General features: G+C 66.2%; 13 protein-coding genes. 3 read left to right on the top strand and 10 right to left on the bottom strand.

The genetic code is table 11. The features are described 5' to 3' along the window. Positions 1-12: 12 nt before the first annotated feature. From J1M43_RS17045 to J1M43_RS00290, 10 genes are all read right to left on the bottom strand, one after another. Positions 13-1,161, bottom strand: a complete 1,149-nt coding sequence (locus J1M43_RS17045) for a Wadjet anti-phage system protein JetD domain-containing protein (RefSeq protein ID WP_206475304.1) — start codon at positions 1,159-1,161, stop codon at positions 13-15. Further along, complete coding sequence (locus J1M43_RS00250; protein ID WP_206475305.1) at positions 1,158-4,529, bottom strand: ATP-binding protein; 3,372 nt, start codon at positions 4,527-4,529, stop codon at positions 1,158-1,160. The genes J1M43_RS17045 and J1M43_RS00250 overlap by 4 nt, the downstream gene beginning before the upstream one ends. Beyond that, positions 4,526-5,116, bottom strand: a complete 591-nt coding sequence (locus tag J1M43_RS00255) for a DUF4194 domain-containing protein (protein ID WP_206475307.1) — start codon at positions 5,114-5,116, stop codon at positions 4,526-4,528. Before J1M43_RS00255 ends, J1M43_RS00250 begins: the two co-directional genes overlap by 4 nt. Before the next feature lie 19 nt (positions 5,117-5,135). Continuing rightward, complete coding sequence (locus tag J1M43_RS00260; protein ID WP_206475309.1) at positions 5,136-6,563, bottom strand: DUF3375 domain-containing protein; 1,428 nt, start codon at positions 6,561-6,563, stop codon at positions 5,136-5,138. A gap of 190 nt (positions 6,564-6,753) precedes the next feature. Next, positions 6,754-8,010, bottom strand: coding sequence for an ATP-binding protein (locus J1M43_RS00265; protein ID WP_206475310.1), 1,257 nt, complete (start codon positions 8,008-8,010; stop codon positions 6,754-6,756). Positions 8,011-8,133: 123 nt separating this feature from the next. Continuing rightward, on the bottom strand, positions 8,134-9,189 hold the full coding sequence (locus tag J1M43_RS00270; protein WP_206475312.1) for a PfkB family carbohydrate kinase: 1,056 nt from the start codon (positions 9,187-9,189) through the stop codon (positions 8,134-8,136). Positions 9,190-9,447: 258 nt separating this feature from the next. Beyond that, positions 9,448-10,317, bottom strand: a complete 870-nt coding sequence (gene panB, locus J1M43_RS00275) for a 3-methyl-2-oxobutanoate hydroxymethyltransferase (RefSeq protein WP_206475314.1) — start codon at positions 10,315-10,317, stop codon at positions 9,448-9,450. Beyond that, on the bottom strand, positions 10,314-10,757 hold the full coding sequence (gene panD / locus J1M43_RS00280; protein WP_206475316.1) for an aspartate 1-decarboxylase: 444 nt from the start codon (positions 10,755-10,757) through the stop codon (positions 10,314-10,316). Before panD ends, panB begins: the two co-directional genes overlap by 4 nt. Beyond that, a complete protein-coding gene (gene panC, locus J1M43_RS00285) occupies positions 10,757-11,599 on the bottom strand; it encodes a pantoate--beta-alanine ligase (RefSeq protein ID WP_206475318.1) in 843 nt (280 codons plus the stop codon). The genes panD and panC overlap by 1 nt, the downstream gene beginning before the upstream one ends. Further along, the gene (locus tag J1M43_RS00290; protein ID WP_206475319.1) at positions 11,596-12,345 is read right to left on the bottom strand and encodes a Rossmann-like and DUF2520 domain-containing protein; all 750 of its coding nucleotides are present in this window, start codon (positions 12,343-12,345) and stop codon (positions 11,596-11,598) included. Before J1M43_RS00290 ends, panC begins: the two co-directional genes overlap by 4 nt. Positions 12,346-13,041: 696 nt before the next feature. Between J1M43_RS00290 and J1M43_RS00295 the strand changes: the two genes are divergently transcribed. From J1M43_RS00295 to J1M43_RS00305, 3 genes are all read left to right on the top strand, one after another. Next, complete coding sequence (locus J1M43_RS00295; RefSeq protein ID WP_241245158.1) at positions 13,042-13,869, top strand: Fic family protein; 828 nt, start codon at positions 13,042-13,044, stop codon at positions 13,867-13,869. Between the two features lie 172 nt (positions 13,870-14,041). Then, positions 14,042-15,118, top strand: coding sequence for an extracellular solute-binding protein (locus tag J1M43_RS00300; RefSeq protein ID WP_241245159.1), 1,077 nt, complete (start codon positions 14,042-14,044; stop codon positions 15,116-15,118). A 37-nt stretch (positions 15,119-15,155) separates the two neighbouring features. Beyond that, positions 15,156-16,199 (top strand): ABC transporter ATP-binding protein, encoded by a 1,044-nt coding sequence (locus tag J1M43_RS00305; protein WP_206475321.1) that lies wholly within the window; start codon positions 15,156-15,158, stop codon positions 16,197-16,199. Position 16,200: the final 1 nt, after the last annotated feature.

The raw sequence follows: 16,200 nt of genomic DNA on the forward strand, positions 1-16,200 counted from the left end.
GTGCAGAGCGACTTATCTCGGCAGGCGCTCCAGCGCCCACGCCCAGTCCACCCGCTCCTGTTCCAACCGCAACCGCTCGCCGTGCCGATCGGTGACCAGCGCCGCATAGACGTCGGTGTCTTCCGGTGCGAGGTGCGTGAGCGCAGCGCTCGTCGGCTTCTCCTCCCGACCCCATCGCTCACGATGTGCGTGCAGCGTGGTGAAGTCCATCAGCACGGACCTGACCTGCGGCAGCCGTGATCGCACGCGGTTCAGAATCGCGAAGCCATGCGTGTCGATGTCGCCCCAATATGCCACGGGAACATCCCTCAGCCAGCGCAGGGACGCAGGATTACCGGCGTCGTACCCCTTGCCCCACAGGACGACGCCGCTCTCAGGAATGGGTGCGGCGAGATACGTCGCTTCGTTCTCGATGATCAGGGCCTGACTCGCCGACGAGACGGCCGAATCGAGTTCGTCGAGCCGGAAGACACCCTCCGTGAATCCGCTGGGGAATCCGAACACTCGAGGATCGAAGCGCAACCTGACTGTGGCGGGTCGCCGTGCGAAGCCGAGCGATTGCGTGAAAGCATCCGCACCGGCCGGAACGCCGAGCATGCCGGCAAGCACGCCTCGCCTGCGCTCGATGAGCTTCGTGTCGACTCCCGGCGCAGTGACCTCCCGTAGAAACCGACCTGCACCGCGTTCCCGGCTGATCCACTCGAGCGCCGCCAGAATCTCGGACCAGTCATCGGCTGCGGCGAGCGCCGCGTGCGGATGCTGAAGCACCCAGCCCCGCGCTTGAGCCGGAGCTTGTCCGAACAACGAGACGAAACGCCGCACCTCCGCCCCCACGCCGAGAAGCGCCCACGCCTGCTGCGCGGTGGAGATGACCGCGCGCATCGGGATGCGCGATTTCCCCACGTGCCGGCCACCGACCTCGCCGAACACGAGCTCGAAGTGCGCCCCGTCGCGCGAGGCGCGGATCAGTTCGTTCGCCCACCGACGCGCCTCATCCACCCGGTCGCCCAGGTCAGACGACGATGGCCCGCGCAGCGGCAGCTCGATCGGCGCGAACTCCCCCTCGACCGCAACGCGCAGCAGCGTGCCGTCGGTCCAGCGCCTGCGCACCCGCGCTGCGACGTCGGAAGGCGTCGTCCACGATGATGCGGCGGCGCTCACGAGGCATCCTTGCGCCGCTTGTGATACTCCTCGATCGTGAGCGTATGCACGCGAGAGCGTGCGCCGGTCGGGTTGTCGACGAATCCGATCGCGCTGATGAACGGCTCGATGACGTGCACCTTCTGCAGCGGTGTGACGATCAGCAGCTGCAGACCAAGCCGGCCGAAGAGCTTGAGCGCATAACGAGTCGACTCATCCGAGCCCCGCCCGAAGGCCTCATCGATGACCGCGAAACGGAAGTCGCGTGCTTTCTGCACGCCCCATTCGAGTCCGAACTGATAGGCGAGCGAAGCGGCGAGAATCGTGTAGGCGAGCTTCTCCTTCTGCCCGCCGGACTTGCCGTCCGAGTCGGTGTAGTGCTCGAACTCCTCGCCGGTGTCGCGATCCTGCTCGGAGGCCGCGAAGAGGTACCAGTTGCGCACATCCGTCACGAACCTCGTCCATATGCGGTCCCGATCGCTGTGCGCTTCTCGGCCGCGGAACCTCTCGATGATCGCTCGCACCTGCTCGAACCGACGTTCGGCATCGCCGGATTCCGGATCCACGAGGTCGCTGGTCGCCGCGCGCAGGTCGGCACGGAAGTCTCTGATCTCCTGATTGACCGTGGGGTCGGCGATGATCCGGATGACACGTCCCGGGCGGTAGTCGATCGCGCCGAGCGCCTCATTGATCCGATCGACTCGCGCATGGATCTCATCCGCCTGCCGACGAAGCCAGTTGTGGAACCCTGCCAGCTCGGTGACGGCGTTCGTGTTGAGCTGGTGCCGGAACTCCGACTCGAACCGCGGCAGATCGTCGGCCCGGACTCGGCTGTGCAACTCCCTGAACGAGCCGAGGGCACCTACTTCCGCATCGTGCTCGGCACGCAGCTCCGGCCAGTTGCGCAGCATCTCGTGCATCTTCGCCTGCACGCTCGTGATGTGCCCGTTGATCTCACGCTGCACGGCGTCGCTGAGCCGGGCGATCTCGTCTGCCAGTCGCTTGCGCAGCGTCTCCAGGCCCTCGAGCGTACGACGCGATCGTTTGTCGGCGAGCAGCGTATCCAGCGCGCCGTAGCGCTCCCGCGCTGCGGCGATCTCGGATGCTGTCAGCGGCTCGAGTGCACGCTGCTCACGCTGAGTCCGCTCAGTGAGTCTGGCCGCCTCGCCGTCGAGATCACCGATGGCGCGAGCTCCTGCCTCGAGGTCTTCGTCGAGGCGCACCGCCTGCTCATCGACGCGCGTGAGCGCCTTCTCGATCTCCTCGAGCTTGTTCGATCCCGCGATCAGCCTCGACCGCTCGTCGTGCAGAGCGGTGATCTCCGCCTGGCTGGACTCGGTGTCCAGATCACTCCAGCGAGTGACGTCGGCAAGCGCGTCGAGGGCGCGCAGTCGCGACTGCAGCTCGTTCTCCTCGCGCTGCAGCGCGGCCAGCGAGGCGAGCACCTCGCCCCGCTCCGACTCGTACTCCGCCGCCTCGTCGCGCAGCGCGGCGAGCTTGCGCTCGCTCGTACGTCCGAGCACCCAGTTGCGTGGATCGTCGATGGCGAAGCGGTCGTCCTTCTCGTGCCGATCCCGGTCGCGTACGAGCCCTGCGCGCGTCACCGCACGGTCGGCACCTCGCAGTTCGGCGGCCGACTGCACGAGCTGGTGCTCGCCCCTGCGCTGCAGTTCACCCGTCACGAATGCCGCGAAGGGGCCTTCTTCGACTTCGAGGATGTCTCGCAGCCGAAGGGCCTCATCGGCGCGGGCCGGCACCGAGCGCACCTGCCGATCCGGCACTCGCAGGTATCGCAGCTTCGCACCGAGGTGCGTGTCGTTCACCCAGCGGGAGACGGCGTCGTAGTCGCTCTGGGCGACGAGCATCATCGTGGCGAATCCGCCGAGCACCCGCTCCGCAGCACCGCGCCAGCCCTCATGGACGTCTGCGACGTCGATCAGCTCGCCCGCGAACGGCACCTGCTGTTCGTCGAGACCGAGACCGGCACAGAGCCGATCCCGCACTGCGAGCAGCTTGCTGTCGAGGTTGCTGCGCCGCCCCTGCAAGATCGCGAGCTCATCGTTCGTGCGGGTCAGCGCGGCGTCGAGTTCGAACCGCCTGCGACCGAGCGGCTCCTGGCGCGCGCCCACGCCTTCGCGCGCGGCATCCGCTTCGCTTCTGGCGCGTTCGGCGTCGACGCGACGCACGGCGAACCCGCCGGCATCCGTCACCGGATCGAGCCCGGCATCCTCCAGACGGGACAGATATCGTGCACGCGCCTCTGAACGACGGTCCAACTCTTCGTCGAGACGCGGCAGCGCTCGGTCGATCTCGACGAGCCGGTCGCCGCCCGCGCCGGCACGCTCGGCGATGAGACGGTCGCGTTCAGGTACGAGCGCCTGCCGCGCGGCCCGCATCCGCTCCTGCTGCTCGCCTGCCTTCGTGCGTGCACCTTCGACGCGTGTGCTCTCGTCGGCAAGGGCGACGAGCATCGCCTCAGCGACGTAGGGGTCGACGGCCGCGCGAGACGCCGTGAGGTCGTCTCGACGATCGATGGCCGCGTCGTACCGGTCGCCGGCTTCGACGAGCGGATCGAGCACGGCCAGCTGCGCCGTCGCGCGCTGGACGGACTCATGCGCACGTGTGAGGTTCTCGAAGTGCTCGATGATCGCGCGCACCCGCTCTGCGGAGTCCTCTTCTTCGAGCATGTGGCTGCGCACGAAGTCGGTGAGGTTTCCCACCGACTTCATCGAGACGGTCTGATGGAACAGGTCCATCGCCTGCTCCGATCGGATGCCGAGAAGCCGGCGCATCCGCCTCGAATAGTCGGGGAAGCTGGTGTCGATGTCCGCGCCCTGCTGCCGTAGCCGCTTGCGCAGGGCGGTCAGCTCGGAACCGAAGTCGGAGAAGTCCGGATCGACCGCGAGGGCGTGGGATGCCGTCACGTAGAAGCGATCGGGCTGTCCGGCGCGATCCTTCTGGTGGAACACCTGCGCGAGGGTGACGGTCTCGTCGTACGCCTCGTTGCGGAACGAGCCCAGGATCACCGAGTACGACGTGTGATCGCGCAACCCCACCGGACGCGACGCACCGGTCTGCTCGTTGCGCTCTGACTTGTAGTGCCCCTCGACGTAGCTGCGCAGGTTGCGCTCCTTCGCCTCGGCGCCGGCGGCCTTGTTGTACGCGATGCGCTGCGCGGGCAGCAGCAGAGTGCTGATCGCGTCGACGATGGTCGACTTGCCCGATCCGATGTCGCCGGTCAGCAGCGCTGTGCGCCCATCCAGCTCCAGGTCCCACACCTGTCGGTCGAACGTTCCCCAGTTGAAGACCTCGACTCGGTGCAGACGGTAGCCCGGAAAGGCATCGTCTCCCGTGTCCACATCCAGTGCGGAGAAGAGCGCATCGCTCATTCGGCGTCCTCCCCGTCTATCGCGCGAGCGTATTCCGTCAGCCGCGCTTCGAAGTCGCCCAGTGTCTGCGCGTCGACATAGGCCTTCAGCACGCGCTTGACCTCCCACGCATCGGACTGCCCGCGCAGCTCCTGCAGAAAGCCCAGATCCTTGAGCTGCCGGACCGTGCTTGCGACACGATCCTGCGAACGCGCTTCGTTCGTGGAGTCCTTCGAGAACACGCTGAGCATGTCGCCGATCTGCTCCTGCGACAGCACGAGCCGGCCCTCGCCCCCTGTCGCCTCGAATTCGGCGAGTCGCCGGCGCAGCAGCACCGCGAGCAGACTCGCCTGGTAGGTGAGGGATCGACGGCGGATCAGCCGGGGCAACGGCTCTTCGCCCTCGGCATCGTCGTGTGCCCGCAGATACGCGAAGCCCTCGACTTCGTCGAACACGACATCGACGGCGATGTCGTTGAAATGGTCGCGCACCGCTGCACCATGGCGCTCCAATGCGGCCCACGTGCTCTCGTCGCGCTCGCGGTACACGACGCCGCGCATCAGTGCGATGACGGCTGACGCCGTGGCGTGCTCTTCGGGGCTTCTCATAGGCTGGCTTCCTCGGCTCTCATGAGCGCGTGATCGTGACGTGCGGAACAGTCATCAGGCGGCGTACCCCGTCCAGTCCCTCATAGACCACCGACATCGATTGCTCGGCATCGATGCTCAGTTCGAGATCGTCTTGCGCATCGAGACCGAGGTACGCGATCACCTCCGCCGCTCCCTCAGTGATCGGGTAGAGCGAGAGGATGTCGCTGAGCTCGGCCGCGCTGTGCGGAGGCACGACCGCACGGATGTTTTCGGCCAGGCGCTCGACGTCGACATGGCGCTGGCTGAGAAGCACGTCGAGGTCGAGCGGTCCCTCATCGACCGGTCCCAGCAGACTGTTCACGGCGGTGTCCGGTCTCACCTGGTACAGCGGACGCTCGAAGGCCATCACGATCGGGATGCCGGGCTCATCGATCTCGAGACCGGCATCGGGCGGATCCTGCCGAACCGCGATCGCCGCGGCTTCGATGGCGCGGGCGAGGTCGAGCACCCGTCGGTTCTCGAACCACACGCGGTCATCGAGAAAACGCCGCAGCTGCTCCGACAGCATCCGCACCGTCACCTGCGTGCGCTCCGCGGCCTCGGCCCAGTCGTGGTGCAGTAGACGCATCCGCCGGTCCGTCTCGACCGCCGGCATCTCGCTCACCGCACCGAGCAGTGTGGAGAGCTCATCCTGACGCTGCTCGGAGAGCAGGAAATCGTAGAACGCCTGAAAGCTGCGCCCCTGCTCGGACGACGCGATGTCGGCGCGGTCGCCGACGAGCTCTCCGAGGAGCTCGCCCTTGGCTCCGTTCCAGGCGGCGATCTTCTCCCTCGCCGAGCGGTCCAGCCGGCGCAGGTTCTCCTCGACCTCACGGAAGTCGCTCATCAGCTCGCGCGACATCGAGGAGAACTGCTGGAAGCGATCTCGAACCCCGATCTCGTCGAGCGCCTGCGACTCTCCCCGTTCGATTCGTGCGATCTCTTGATCGAGCTCGTCACGGCGTCGCGCGAGCTCGGCGACGCGCACCTGAGGATCCGCGTCGGAGCCGTGCACGATGTCACGCAACAGGGCGATGAGCGTGTGAAGCCTCGACTCCGTGCCCACGAAGGTGCGCTCGCGCAGCTCGCCCACCCACCGATAGGCCTTCTCCAGCGTGGAAGTCGCCTCGTAGTGGATCTCCTCGGCGCGCGAAGGGTAGAAACGGCGCAACCAGCCGTCGTCGGCTGCAGCCCACTCCTCCAGGTACTCGATCGGCTCCCGCGGGTAGCGATCCGGCGCGGACTGATGGATCGCGTACAGGTGATCGTCGAGCAGACTGACCAGCTCGCTCTGCGCCACTGCGCCGCGGTTGGCATCGATGAGGTGAGTTCCGAGGAAGGAAAGGATCAGAGGCGCGTTCGTCTTGCGAAGCAGCCGCCATGCTCCATGCCGTTCGGCGAGCTGTTCGATCTCGTCGTGGTCCACCCCAGAAGCGTATCCGCGAGTGTGGACGGTTCCGAACTCAACCCCGACGACCGACAATGCCGGACTCTCGTCTGAGGTGCCATGAGGCGCATGCCGAAGTCGGCGGGCGGGAATCCGGCGACCGCTCCGACGATGACCAGGCGGCCGTTCGGTGCGAGGCGATCGATGGGCTAAGGGAGCGCGCGTGAACCTAAGCTGCCAACGCTCCAATCGGGATTACGTGGATGCCATCCGCCCGGGTGTACCCGTACTGGCCGCCAGTGATGATGATCATGGCGGAGGGAGGCTCGGTACGAGCAGTATCCAGGTTGGCGGCAAATCGCTTCAAGGACGCGGCAGCATCTTCCTCGCGAGAGGCCGCGAGCTTGACTTCGACAGCAATCCAGCTCCCGTCGCGCCGTTCGATTATCGCGTCGACTTCGCGGCCTGCGCTGTCCCGGTAATGGTGGACGATCGCGTCGTGCACATCTGCGTACACGCGGAGGTCCCGAACGACCAGTGACTCGAACACCTGACCAAAGTAATCAAGGTCGCGCAGAAGCCGATCTGCATTGGCGCCGACAGCGGCGACAGCGAGCGAAGGATCTACGAAGTGCCGCTTCGCTGCCTTGCGCACACGATCCCGCGAGCGCAGATGAGGTCCCCATGAGGGCTGCTCTTCAAGAACGAAGACGCGCGCGAGCGCATCCAGGTAGCCCTGCGCCGTGGCATTGGTCATCTGCTCCCCCCCTGCTGATGCGTCGCGTGCGAGTGCAGCGACCGCGACCTCCGTGGCGACGTTTCGCCCCAGCGCCCTGATGATGCGCATCACGCCAGCGGGATCTCGGCGCGGCTCCGAATCCAGTCGCGGCAGATCGATGCGTGTCACGTCATCGAGGTAGGCGCGAGTGCGATCCAGTGCTTGCGCGAGCGGCAAACTCTGCAGTCCGGGCCATCCACCACGTGCGGCAACCTCGATGAGATCCGAAACGCTGAGCGCAGAAGCCCCTGAGACCCTGTTCGCAGGGTCGTCGAATACTCCGCCCACACTGATCTCAGCAGAGGAGTGTCCTGACTCGCTCAATGCCATCGGGCGCATCCGCAGCCTGAGCATTCGACCTGCTCCCGAATGCCGTGTCACATCGTCGGCGGGCACGGAGGACCCGGCCAGGATGAAGGACCCGTCGTCTTGCGTGTCGACGGCGGATCGCACTTGATTCCATACAGCAGGGGCAAGCTGCCACTCATCAATGAACCGTGGACGCGCTCCGTCGAGGAGACGGGCGGGGTCCAGTTCTGCGAGTTGCAGCGCTGCAGGATCAGTGTCCAATTGGATGCTGCTATTCGCAAACTCTCGTCCTGTTGCCGACTTCCCGCAGGCGCGCGCGCCTTCGAGTACGACCGCGCCCGGGTGTGCGAGCGCACGCGAAAGCTGGGCGTCAATGACTCTCGGCCGGTACGTAGGCATATGGCGACTCTAGACCCCAAAGATAAGAAAGTCGACGTCTCAAAGATAAGAAAGCCGAACATCTAAAGATAAGAATGTGGAGCTTCTAGAGAGCAAAAAGTTGGAGCACCCCATCGATGAGCGTCACCTCCCGCGCAGGAACTCCTCGACCTCGTCTGCGGTCGGAGCCGTCGTCGGCCCACGGCGGGTGACCTTGATCGCAGCTGCGGCGTTGGCACGGCGGCAGGCATCCACCCATGTCGCGCCGTCGGCGATGCCGGCCAGCAGGGCGCCGGTGTGGGTGTCGCCGGCACCGTTCGTGTCGACGGGCGTCTGCGGAAAGCCCGGCACGTAGGTGCTCTCGCCGTGCGCGTGCACCGCACATCCTGCGGCGCCGTCTCGCACGATGGTGACGGCTCCGGCGCGCAGCAGCGGACTCAGCGCGCGGGCCTGGCCCACGATCTCGCGAGCGGATGCTTCGGCCTTGGATGCTCCGGCCTTGGATGCTCCGGCCTTGGATGCTCCGGCCTTGGATGCTTCGACCGACACCGACCGTGCGGCCAATAGATCGGTCGCCTCCTCTGCGTTGCCGGTCCAGACGTCGGTGCGGGCGAGCATCGTGTCGCGCACGTCGGCGGGCAGTTCGGCGAAAGCCGCTCCAGGGTCGAGGACGACGACGGCATCCTCAGGAAGTGTCCTCAACCAGGCCAGCAACGGTTCCCGAGTCTGCGCGACGGCGAGCGAGTATCCGGTGACGCAGACGAGATCGCCCGGCTGCACGTCGGCGCTCGCGAGCGACTCGACCGTGATCTCGCGCTCCGCCCCCAGCGTCGTGACGAAGGTGCGCTCCGCTGAGGGTTCGATCAGCACGACGCACACCCCGGTGTCCTGCGTGGTCACCGGAGGAGCGGATGCTGCGATGCCGTCAGCATCCAACGCTTCACGGATCAGATCACCATATGGACCAGTGCCGATCGCTCCGGCATGCAGGCACTCGGCACCCAACCGCGCCGCCGCGAGCAGCACGGTGACCGAGCCGCCCGCATACTCGGCAACAGAGTCGGCCATCAGGTTCTGTCCGCGAGCGGGGAGGTCTGCCACTTCGATGACCAGGTCGACCAGCGCCTGTCCGGTGTGGATCACCCGTGGCCGGTGCGCATCCTGCGCGAGTCGATCATCGGTCTCGGCACGGCTGCGCATGCGGACAGCCTATCGAGAGGGATCCTCGGCCCGACCAGTCGTAAACGCGAGACGGGCACATCGCGCTAAACGATCATTTGCACATAGCAAATGTTCTGCAACAGGTCTCAGGCGCTTCTTACGACCGACGATTCGTCGCGCCACGGGTGCTTCAGACACTCACTGCGGGAGAATCGGCCTGGTTTCGGCGCGAGCGCCCGTCCCTACCTTGCGGGAGCCACTTCGCCGTTCGACCAGGTCTCTGCGTGTGCTCGCACCTCACCGCCCGGCGATCATCTCCCGTAGCGCCGCGGCCTCGTCAGCCGGCATCGAGTACGAGTGCTCCGCCGCCGGATACGCCCCCGAATGCACCTCTTCTGCATACGCCGCGACCCCGGCGACAGCATCCGCCCGCAGGTCCGCGTAGCGCTTGACGAACTTCGCAGCTCCCCCGTCGTACAGCCCGAGCAGGTCGTGGAAGACGAGCACCTGCCCGTCGGCATCCGCCCCGGCGCCGATCCCGATCACCGGAATCCGCATGAGCGGCGAGAGTGCGGCAGTCACCTCCGACGGCACGGCTTCGATGACGAGCAGCGAGCACCCGGCATCCTGCAGGGCCAGCGCGTCATCGATCACGGCACGCGCGGCGTCGGCGGTGCGGCCCTGCGCGCGGTATCCGCCTAGAGCTGTGGCGGTCTGCGGGGTGAGACCGACATGCCCCACCACCGGAATGCCGGCGGCGACGAGAGCGCGCGCCCGGTCGACCGAGGTGCCGCCGCGCTCGATCTTCACGAGGTCGCAGCCGGCCTCCTTGATGAAGCGCTGCGCCGTGGCGATCGCGAGCGAATCGGATGCCTCGTACGATCCGAACGGCAGATCACCGACGAGCAGTGGAATCGTCAGGCCCCGCCGCACCGCGCGAGTGAGCATGAGCATCTCGTCAACGGTGACCGGCACGGTGCTGTCGTAGCCGAGCACCGTCATCGCGCCGGAGTCGCCGACGAGCACGATGTCGACGCCGGCGGCCTCGACGATCTGCGCGCCGGGGTGATCGTAGGCGGTGACCATGACGATGGGATCTGCGGCACCCTTCTTCTCGGCGAGGCCCGCCAGGGTGACCCGCTTGCGCGTCGCCGCGTGCACGCTCACTTCGACTCCCTCCGGTCGCTCAGTGCATCGCACGCGCCTGTTCCTGCCGAAGAAGAGGCCTCGGTCAGCAGCCGATCCACGACGTCGTCGACCTGGATGATCCGGTTCGCCCGGTCGACGTGCACGACGACCGGCTCGTAGTCGAGCAGGTCTTCGCGCGAGTAATCGGCGTAGGAGATGACGATGATGGTGTCGCCGGAGTGCACGAGGCGCGCGGCGGCGCCGTTGACCTGGATGACGCCGGATCCGCGCTCTCCGGCGATCGTGTAGGTCTCGAAGCGTGCCCCGTTGTTCACGTCGACCACGTGCACCTGCTCGTGCGCGAGGATGTCGGCGGCCTCGAGCAGATCGGGATCGATCGTGATCGAGCCGACGTAGTTGAGGTCGCTGCCGGTGATGGTGGCGCGGTGGATCTTCGACTTCAGCATGGTGCGACGCATCAGGCGCTCCGTTTCAGGATGTGGTTGTCGATCAGTCGGGCAGCGCCCACGTGGGCGGCGACGGCGAGGAGCGTGTCGCCTTCGACGCGCGTGACGGCCTGCATTGTGAGAGCATCGCGGAGCTCGAGATACTCGGGCGTGATGCCGGCCTCCTCGAGCACCCGGCGGGCGGCGATGAGGATGCTGTCGCCGTCGCTCTCGCCCGACTCATGCAGCGCGGCCGCTGCGTCGAGTGCACGGTTGAGTGCCGTGGCCTGCACGCGGGCGTCGGCGTCGAGGTAGACGTTGCGCGAGCTCATGGCGAGTCCGTCTGCTTCGCGCACGATCGGGCACGCTTCGATGCGCACGTCGAGGTCGAGGTCGCGCACGAGGCTGCGGACGACGGCGATCTGCTGCGCATCCTTCTGCCCGAAGTAGGCCACATCGGGGCGGACGATGCCGAACAGCTTGGCGACGACGGTGGCGACGCCGTCGAAATGGTGGGCGCCACGGTTCGCGCCGTCGAGCATCTCGGTGACGCCGGAGACGTGGATGCTGGTGGCGAAGCCGTCGGGATAGATCTCGGTCGCTTCGGGGGCGAAGAGGATGTCGACGCCCTCCAGCTCCGCGCGCGCGGCGTCTGCGTGCTCATCGCGGGGATAACTGCCGAGGTCCTCGTTCGCGCCGAACTGGGTGGGGTTGACGAAGAGCGACACGACGACGAGGTCGTTCTGCTCCCGCGCGCGGCGCATCAGCGAGACATGGCCGTCGTGGAAGGCGCCCATGGTGGGGACGAGCCCTACTGTTCCCCTCGCCTCTCTGACTGCTGCGCGTATCTCGGGGATCGTCCGGAGGATCCTCATACCGCCGCCTTCTGACGGGCGATCGCGTGGGTGGCATCGGCGAGCGCGTCGAAGAGCGGCACAAGTTCGGGGTCGGTTTCGTCGATCGCGCCCCTCTGACGGGCGACGGTCGCCTCGTCGCCGCGGGCGATCGGTCCGGTGAGGGATGCTGTCGAGCCGTTGCGCTGCCAGTTGTCGACCGTGCGGCGGAGGAGCGGAGCGAGCAGGTCGCGCGCTTCGTCGCCTCGGATGCCGGCGGATGCTGCGAGCTGCTCTGCCGCGTCGAGCACGGTGAGCACGAAGTTCGAGGCAAAGGATGCTGCTGCGTGGTAGCCGGCGCGGTGGGCGACGTCGACCCCGAAGGGACGGGCGCCAAGGGTTCGCGCGAGTTGTTCAGCGGTGTTCTTGTCTGCCGGAGTGCGGCCGGAGATGGCTGCACCGATGTCGTGGAACACGTCGGGAGACTCGGCGCCGGTGAAGGTCTGGAGCGGGTGGATGCTGAAGTCGACGTCGTCGAGCGGGGTGGCGCCCGAGACGTGGGCGACGCGGGTCGCCGATCTACGGGCGGCCGCTGCCGCTTCGGGGATCGCGGAGTCGGGGACGCAGAGGAGGGCGATGTCGGTCTCGGGAATCACTTCTTCGCGACCGTGCGGTCCGCTCACCGCGAGGCCGGCCTGCCGCAGAGCTCGCGCGAGCACGCCACCGAGGCGGCCGCGGCCGATGACGGCGATGGTCGTTTCGGGCGCGAGCGCGGGAGTTGAGTTCATGAGGATTTCGGAACGGCGATGGAGCGGGCTCAGATGCCACGAGTATCCGCCCATCGGCGTGTCGCGCCAAATCGGAGATCAAATCGACCAGATAGTGCGCGCTTAAACTGGTCGTATTGTTTTCTACTCTGAAGTTTATATTGGCAGATTGCATCTAGCTGATCACCATGAGATCGCTCCAATGGGTCGCTGAATCTGTCGAAGCGGCTACCCACGGTCGACTTCGACAACCCTTATCACCGAGGATCGAACCCGTGCTTACTCTTTCTAAACCTTAGTAAGGAATGCAATACTCAGGTTATGAGCGACTCTGCAGGCAGCTCGCCCTCGCACGCCTCGTGGCCGGCGCAGACCGTCGAGACACTTCCGTGGCGTCCGCAGGTTCGGGGCGGCACTCGAGCCGATCGCACGCTGTCAAGCGTCGATGCGACGATCCCCCCAATGATCTCGCCTCTCGACTACATCCCACCATTGGCGACCATCGTCGCGTCAGAGGAAGCTCTTCTCGCCGTCGCGCAGGCAGATACTGACGCCGAAGGACATTCAGCTGCGCTCAGTCGCTTCATGATCAGGACAGAATCGGTGGCGTCGTCGAAGATCGAGCGAATCTCCGCGAGCGCCGTCGATTACGCGAAGGCGCTCGCCGGCAACCGCTCGAACTCATCCGCGACGAGCATGGTTGCCGCGAGTACTGCGTTGCACGGCCTGGTGACCGCAACGGCGGAACGCGAACGGTTTGTCCTCGAGGACCTGCTGGTCGCCCACCGCGCTCTGATGCAGGACGATCCTCACGAAGCCGCCTACGCCGGCCGCATGAGAGACATGCAGAACTGGATCGGCGGCAGCGACCATTCGCCGCACGACGCGCTTCACGTTCCGCCTGCGCCAGAGCGGGTATCTGCGTTGATGGAGGATCTCATCGACTACCTCAATCGCAACGACATACCGGTGATGGTGCAGGCTGCGATCGCACACGCTCAGTTCGAGTCGATCCACGCTTTCACGGATGGCAATGGTCGCATCGGCCGCGCGCTGGTATCCGCTGTTCTCCGCCGCCGTGGCGTAACCCGGAACGCCGTCGTTCCACTCGCGAGCGGCCTGCTGGCGAGGCGCGACGACTACTTCGCCACCCTCGGCGACTATCGACGGGGACGCCCGGCGCCGCTGATCGAGTTGTTCGCACGCTCAGCCCGCGCTGCGGCCGCGTGTTCCCGCGAATCCATTGCGCGCATCAAGGCGCTCCCGGGCGAATGGAACGCAGAGCTGCACCCACGCGCTGGGTCTGCGGTCGCAGCTCTCATACCTGCCTTCTACGACCACCCCGTAATGGCAGCCGCCGAGATCGAGCAGCGTTCTGGATCATCTGAGCAACAGACCTACAGGGCCATAACCCGGTTGACCGAGGCGGGGTTCATCCATGAGATCACGGGTCGCAAACGCAACCGCGTATGGGTCGCCACAGAATTGCTCGCCGAACTCGACGACCTCGACCGGCGCATTCAGGCCGAGATGAAGCGCAGCTGAACCGGGTCACACCCGAACGTTCATATTGCCGTGGTCCGCGGTTCACGCTGCAGCCTTAGGTTAGGTGCGGCCGCGCGACCGCGGCTATGAAATGAACTGATCTTTGTACATTCAATACAATTCAGAGGTAGTGTCAGTCACGACACCACCTCGAAGGCGAGAAAGGACGAACATGGTCGACATGCGGAACAAGCGCTGGTCCCTCATCGGAATCACGGCGGTTGCAGCGATCGCGCTGAGCGGCTGCGCGGCGAGTGAAGAAACCCCCGAAGGCGACGCGAGCGAAGGCGGCTCAACCGAGACGCTCATCGTCTACACGAACTCAAACAGCGACGGTCGCGGCGAGTGGATCACCGAGCAGGCCGCGCAAGCAGGCATCGAGATCGAGATCGTCGGCCTCGGCGGCGCCGACCTCACCAACCGCATCATCGCGGAGAAGAACAACCCTGTCGGCGATGTCGTCTTCGGACTCAACAACATGTTCTTCGAGCAGCTCAAGGCCGAAGAGGCGATCACTGCTTACGAGCCCAGCTGGAGCGGCGAGGTTCCGGAGGAGGCCGGAGACCCGGCCGACGGCGTCTACTGGCCACTGGTCGAGCAGGCGATCGTCACGGTCTACGACGAGAACACCACCGACAACGCTCCCGAGACCCTCGAAGACCTCTACACGGATGCAGCGTACGCAGGCCGCTACGAGGTCAACCCCGCACTCGGCCAGGCCACCCCCCAGCTCGTGCTCGCCGGCATCCTGACCGAGAACCTCGACGAATCCGGTGACCTGGGCGTCAGCGAGGACGGCTGGAGCCTGGTGGAGTCCTACTACGCGAACGGTTCGCCTGCTGTGGAGGGCACCGACCCCTATGCGCGCATCACGCGCGACGAGATCGACTACGCCGTCCTGCCCTCCAGCGGCATCGCCGCCCGCGACGCGGAGTACGGCACCTCGACGGGCATCATCGTCCCGGAAGAGGGCGTTCCCTACGTGACCGAGCAGATCGCACCGATCAACGGCTCCGGCAACGAAGAGGTCGCGCAGGAGTTCATCGACTGGTTCGGCAGCGCCGAGGTGCAGGGCGCATTCGCGGCGGAGTTCAACTCCATGCCCGTGAACGAGGGTGCTGTCGCCGATGCCAACCCCGAGGTCATCGAACTGATGGAGTCGCTTCCCCGCCAGGACATCGACTTCAGCTTCCTGAGCGAGAACCTCGGCCCGTGGGTCGAGAAGGTCACGCTCGAGTACATCGGCTGATCTAGTAGGACACTCGGAAGGCATCCGGAAAGACACCATGATCCGATTCGAAGATGTCGATGTCGCGTTCGGCGAACACCGCGCGGTCTCGCACCTCGATCTGGAGATCCGGGAGGGTGAGTTCTTCACCCTCCTGGGTCCGTCCGGATGCGGGAAGACCACAGCCCTGCGCTCTCTCGCCGGATTCGTCCAGCCGACCGGCGGGCGCATCGTCATCGCCGGCCGCGACGTCACGCGGGTGCCCAGCGAGAAGCGCGAGGTGGGCATGGTGTTCCAGAACTACGCCCTCTTCCCCAGCATGAACGTGCGCGAGAACATCGCGTTCGGGCTCACGGTGAACAAGCGCGGGCAGACGGATGCGAAGAAGGTGTCGAAGGCCGAGCAGACCCGCCGCGTCAACGAGATCGCCGATCGCACCGGACTGGCGCTGAGCCAGCTCGACAAGAACGTGTCTGAGCTCTCGGGCGGGCAGCAGCAGCGCGTCGCCATCGCCCGCGCACTCGTGCTCACCCCGCGCATCCTGCTGCTCGACGAGCCGCTGTCGAACCTCGACGCGAAACTCCGCGTGCAACTGCGCGAGCAGCTGAAAGAACTGCAGCACGAGGTCGGCGTGACGACGGTCTACGTCACGCACGATCAGGAAGAGGCGCTGACCCTCAGCGATCGGATCGCCGTGCTGGATGCCGGACAACTCCAGCAGGTCGGCACCCCTGAGGAAATCTACGACCGCAGCGGCACTCCGTTCGTCTGCCGGTTCATCGGCGAGAACAACCGCCTCACGCCCGCCGCGCTGATCAGTCTGGGCGCATCCGCTCTGGACCCGACCGCCGAGAGTTACGTGCGTCCCGAGAAGCTGCACCTGGCGGCGCCGGATGCGGCGACGGATGCTCCGGCATCCCTCGATGGATCCGTCGTCGGCCGCACCTATCACGGCAGCCACAGCGTCTACACAGTGGCCGTCGAAGACACCACGCTCCGGGTGAGCGTTCCTGCCGGCGCGAGCGCGCGCCAGTGGGATGCCGGCGATGCCGTGCGCGTCGACGTCGACCCGCGCTGGATCCTGCAATACCCGGCGGCGTGAC

It is taken from the genome of Microbacterium sp. KRD172 (assembly GCF_017168295.1).
Taxonomy (GTDB): domain Bacteria; phylum Actinomycetota; class Actinomycetes; order Actinomycetales; family Microbacteriaceae; genus Microbacterium; species Microbacterium profundi.

Coding starts and splice junctions, on each gene's coding strand:
- J1M43_RS00255 (WP_206475307.1), bottom strand. CDS start 5,116: ATGAGAAGCCCCGAAGAGCACGCCACGGCGTCAGCCGTCATCGCACTG.
- J1M43_RS00300 (WP_241245159.1), top strand. CDS start 14,042: ATGGTCGACATGCGGAACAAGCGCTGGTCCCTCATCGGAATCACGGCG.
- J1M43_RS00270 (WP_206475312.1), bottom strand. CDS start 9,189: ATGCGCAGCCGTGCCGAGACCGATGATCGACTCGCGCAGGATGCGCAC.
- J1M43_RS00290 (WP_206475319.1), bottom strand. CDS start 12,345: ATGAACTCAACTCCCGCGCTCGCGCCCGAAACGACCATCGCCGTCATC.
- J1M43_RS00250 (WP_206475305.1), bottom strand. CDS start 4,529: ATGAGCGATGCGCTCTTCTCCGCACTGGATGTGGACACGGGAGACGAT.
- panC (WP_206475318.1), bottom strand. CDS start 11,599: ATGAGGATCCTCCGGACGATCCCCGAGATACGCGCAGCAGTCAGAGAG.
- J1M43_RS00265 (WP_206475310.1), bottom strand. CDS start 8,010: ATGCCTACGTACCGGCCGAGAGTCATTGACGCCCAGCTTTCGCGTGCG.
- J1M43_RS00305 (WP_206475321.1), top strand. CDS start 15,156: ATGATCCGATTCGAAGATGTCGATGTCGCGTTCGGCGAACACCGCGCG.
- panD (WP_206475316.1), bottom strand. CDS start 10,757: ATGCGTCGCACCATGCTGAAGTCGAAGATCCACCGCGCCACCATCACC.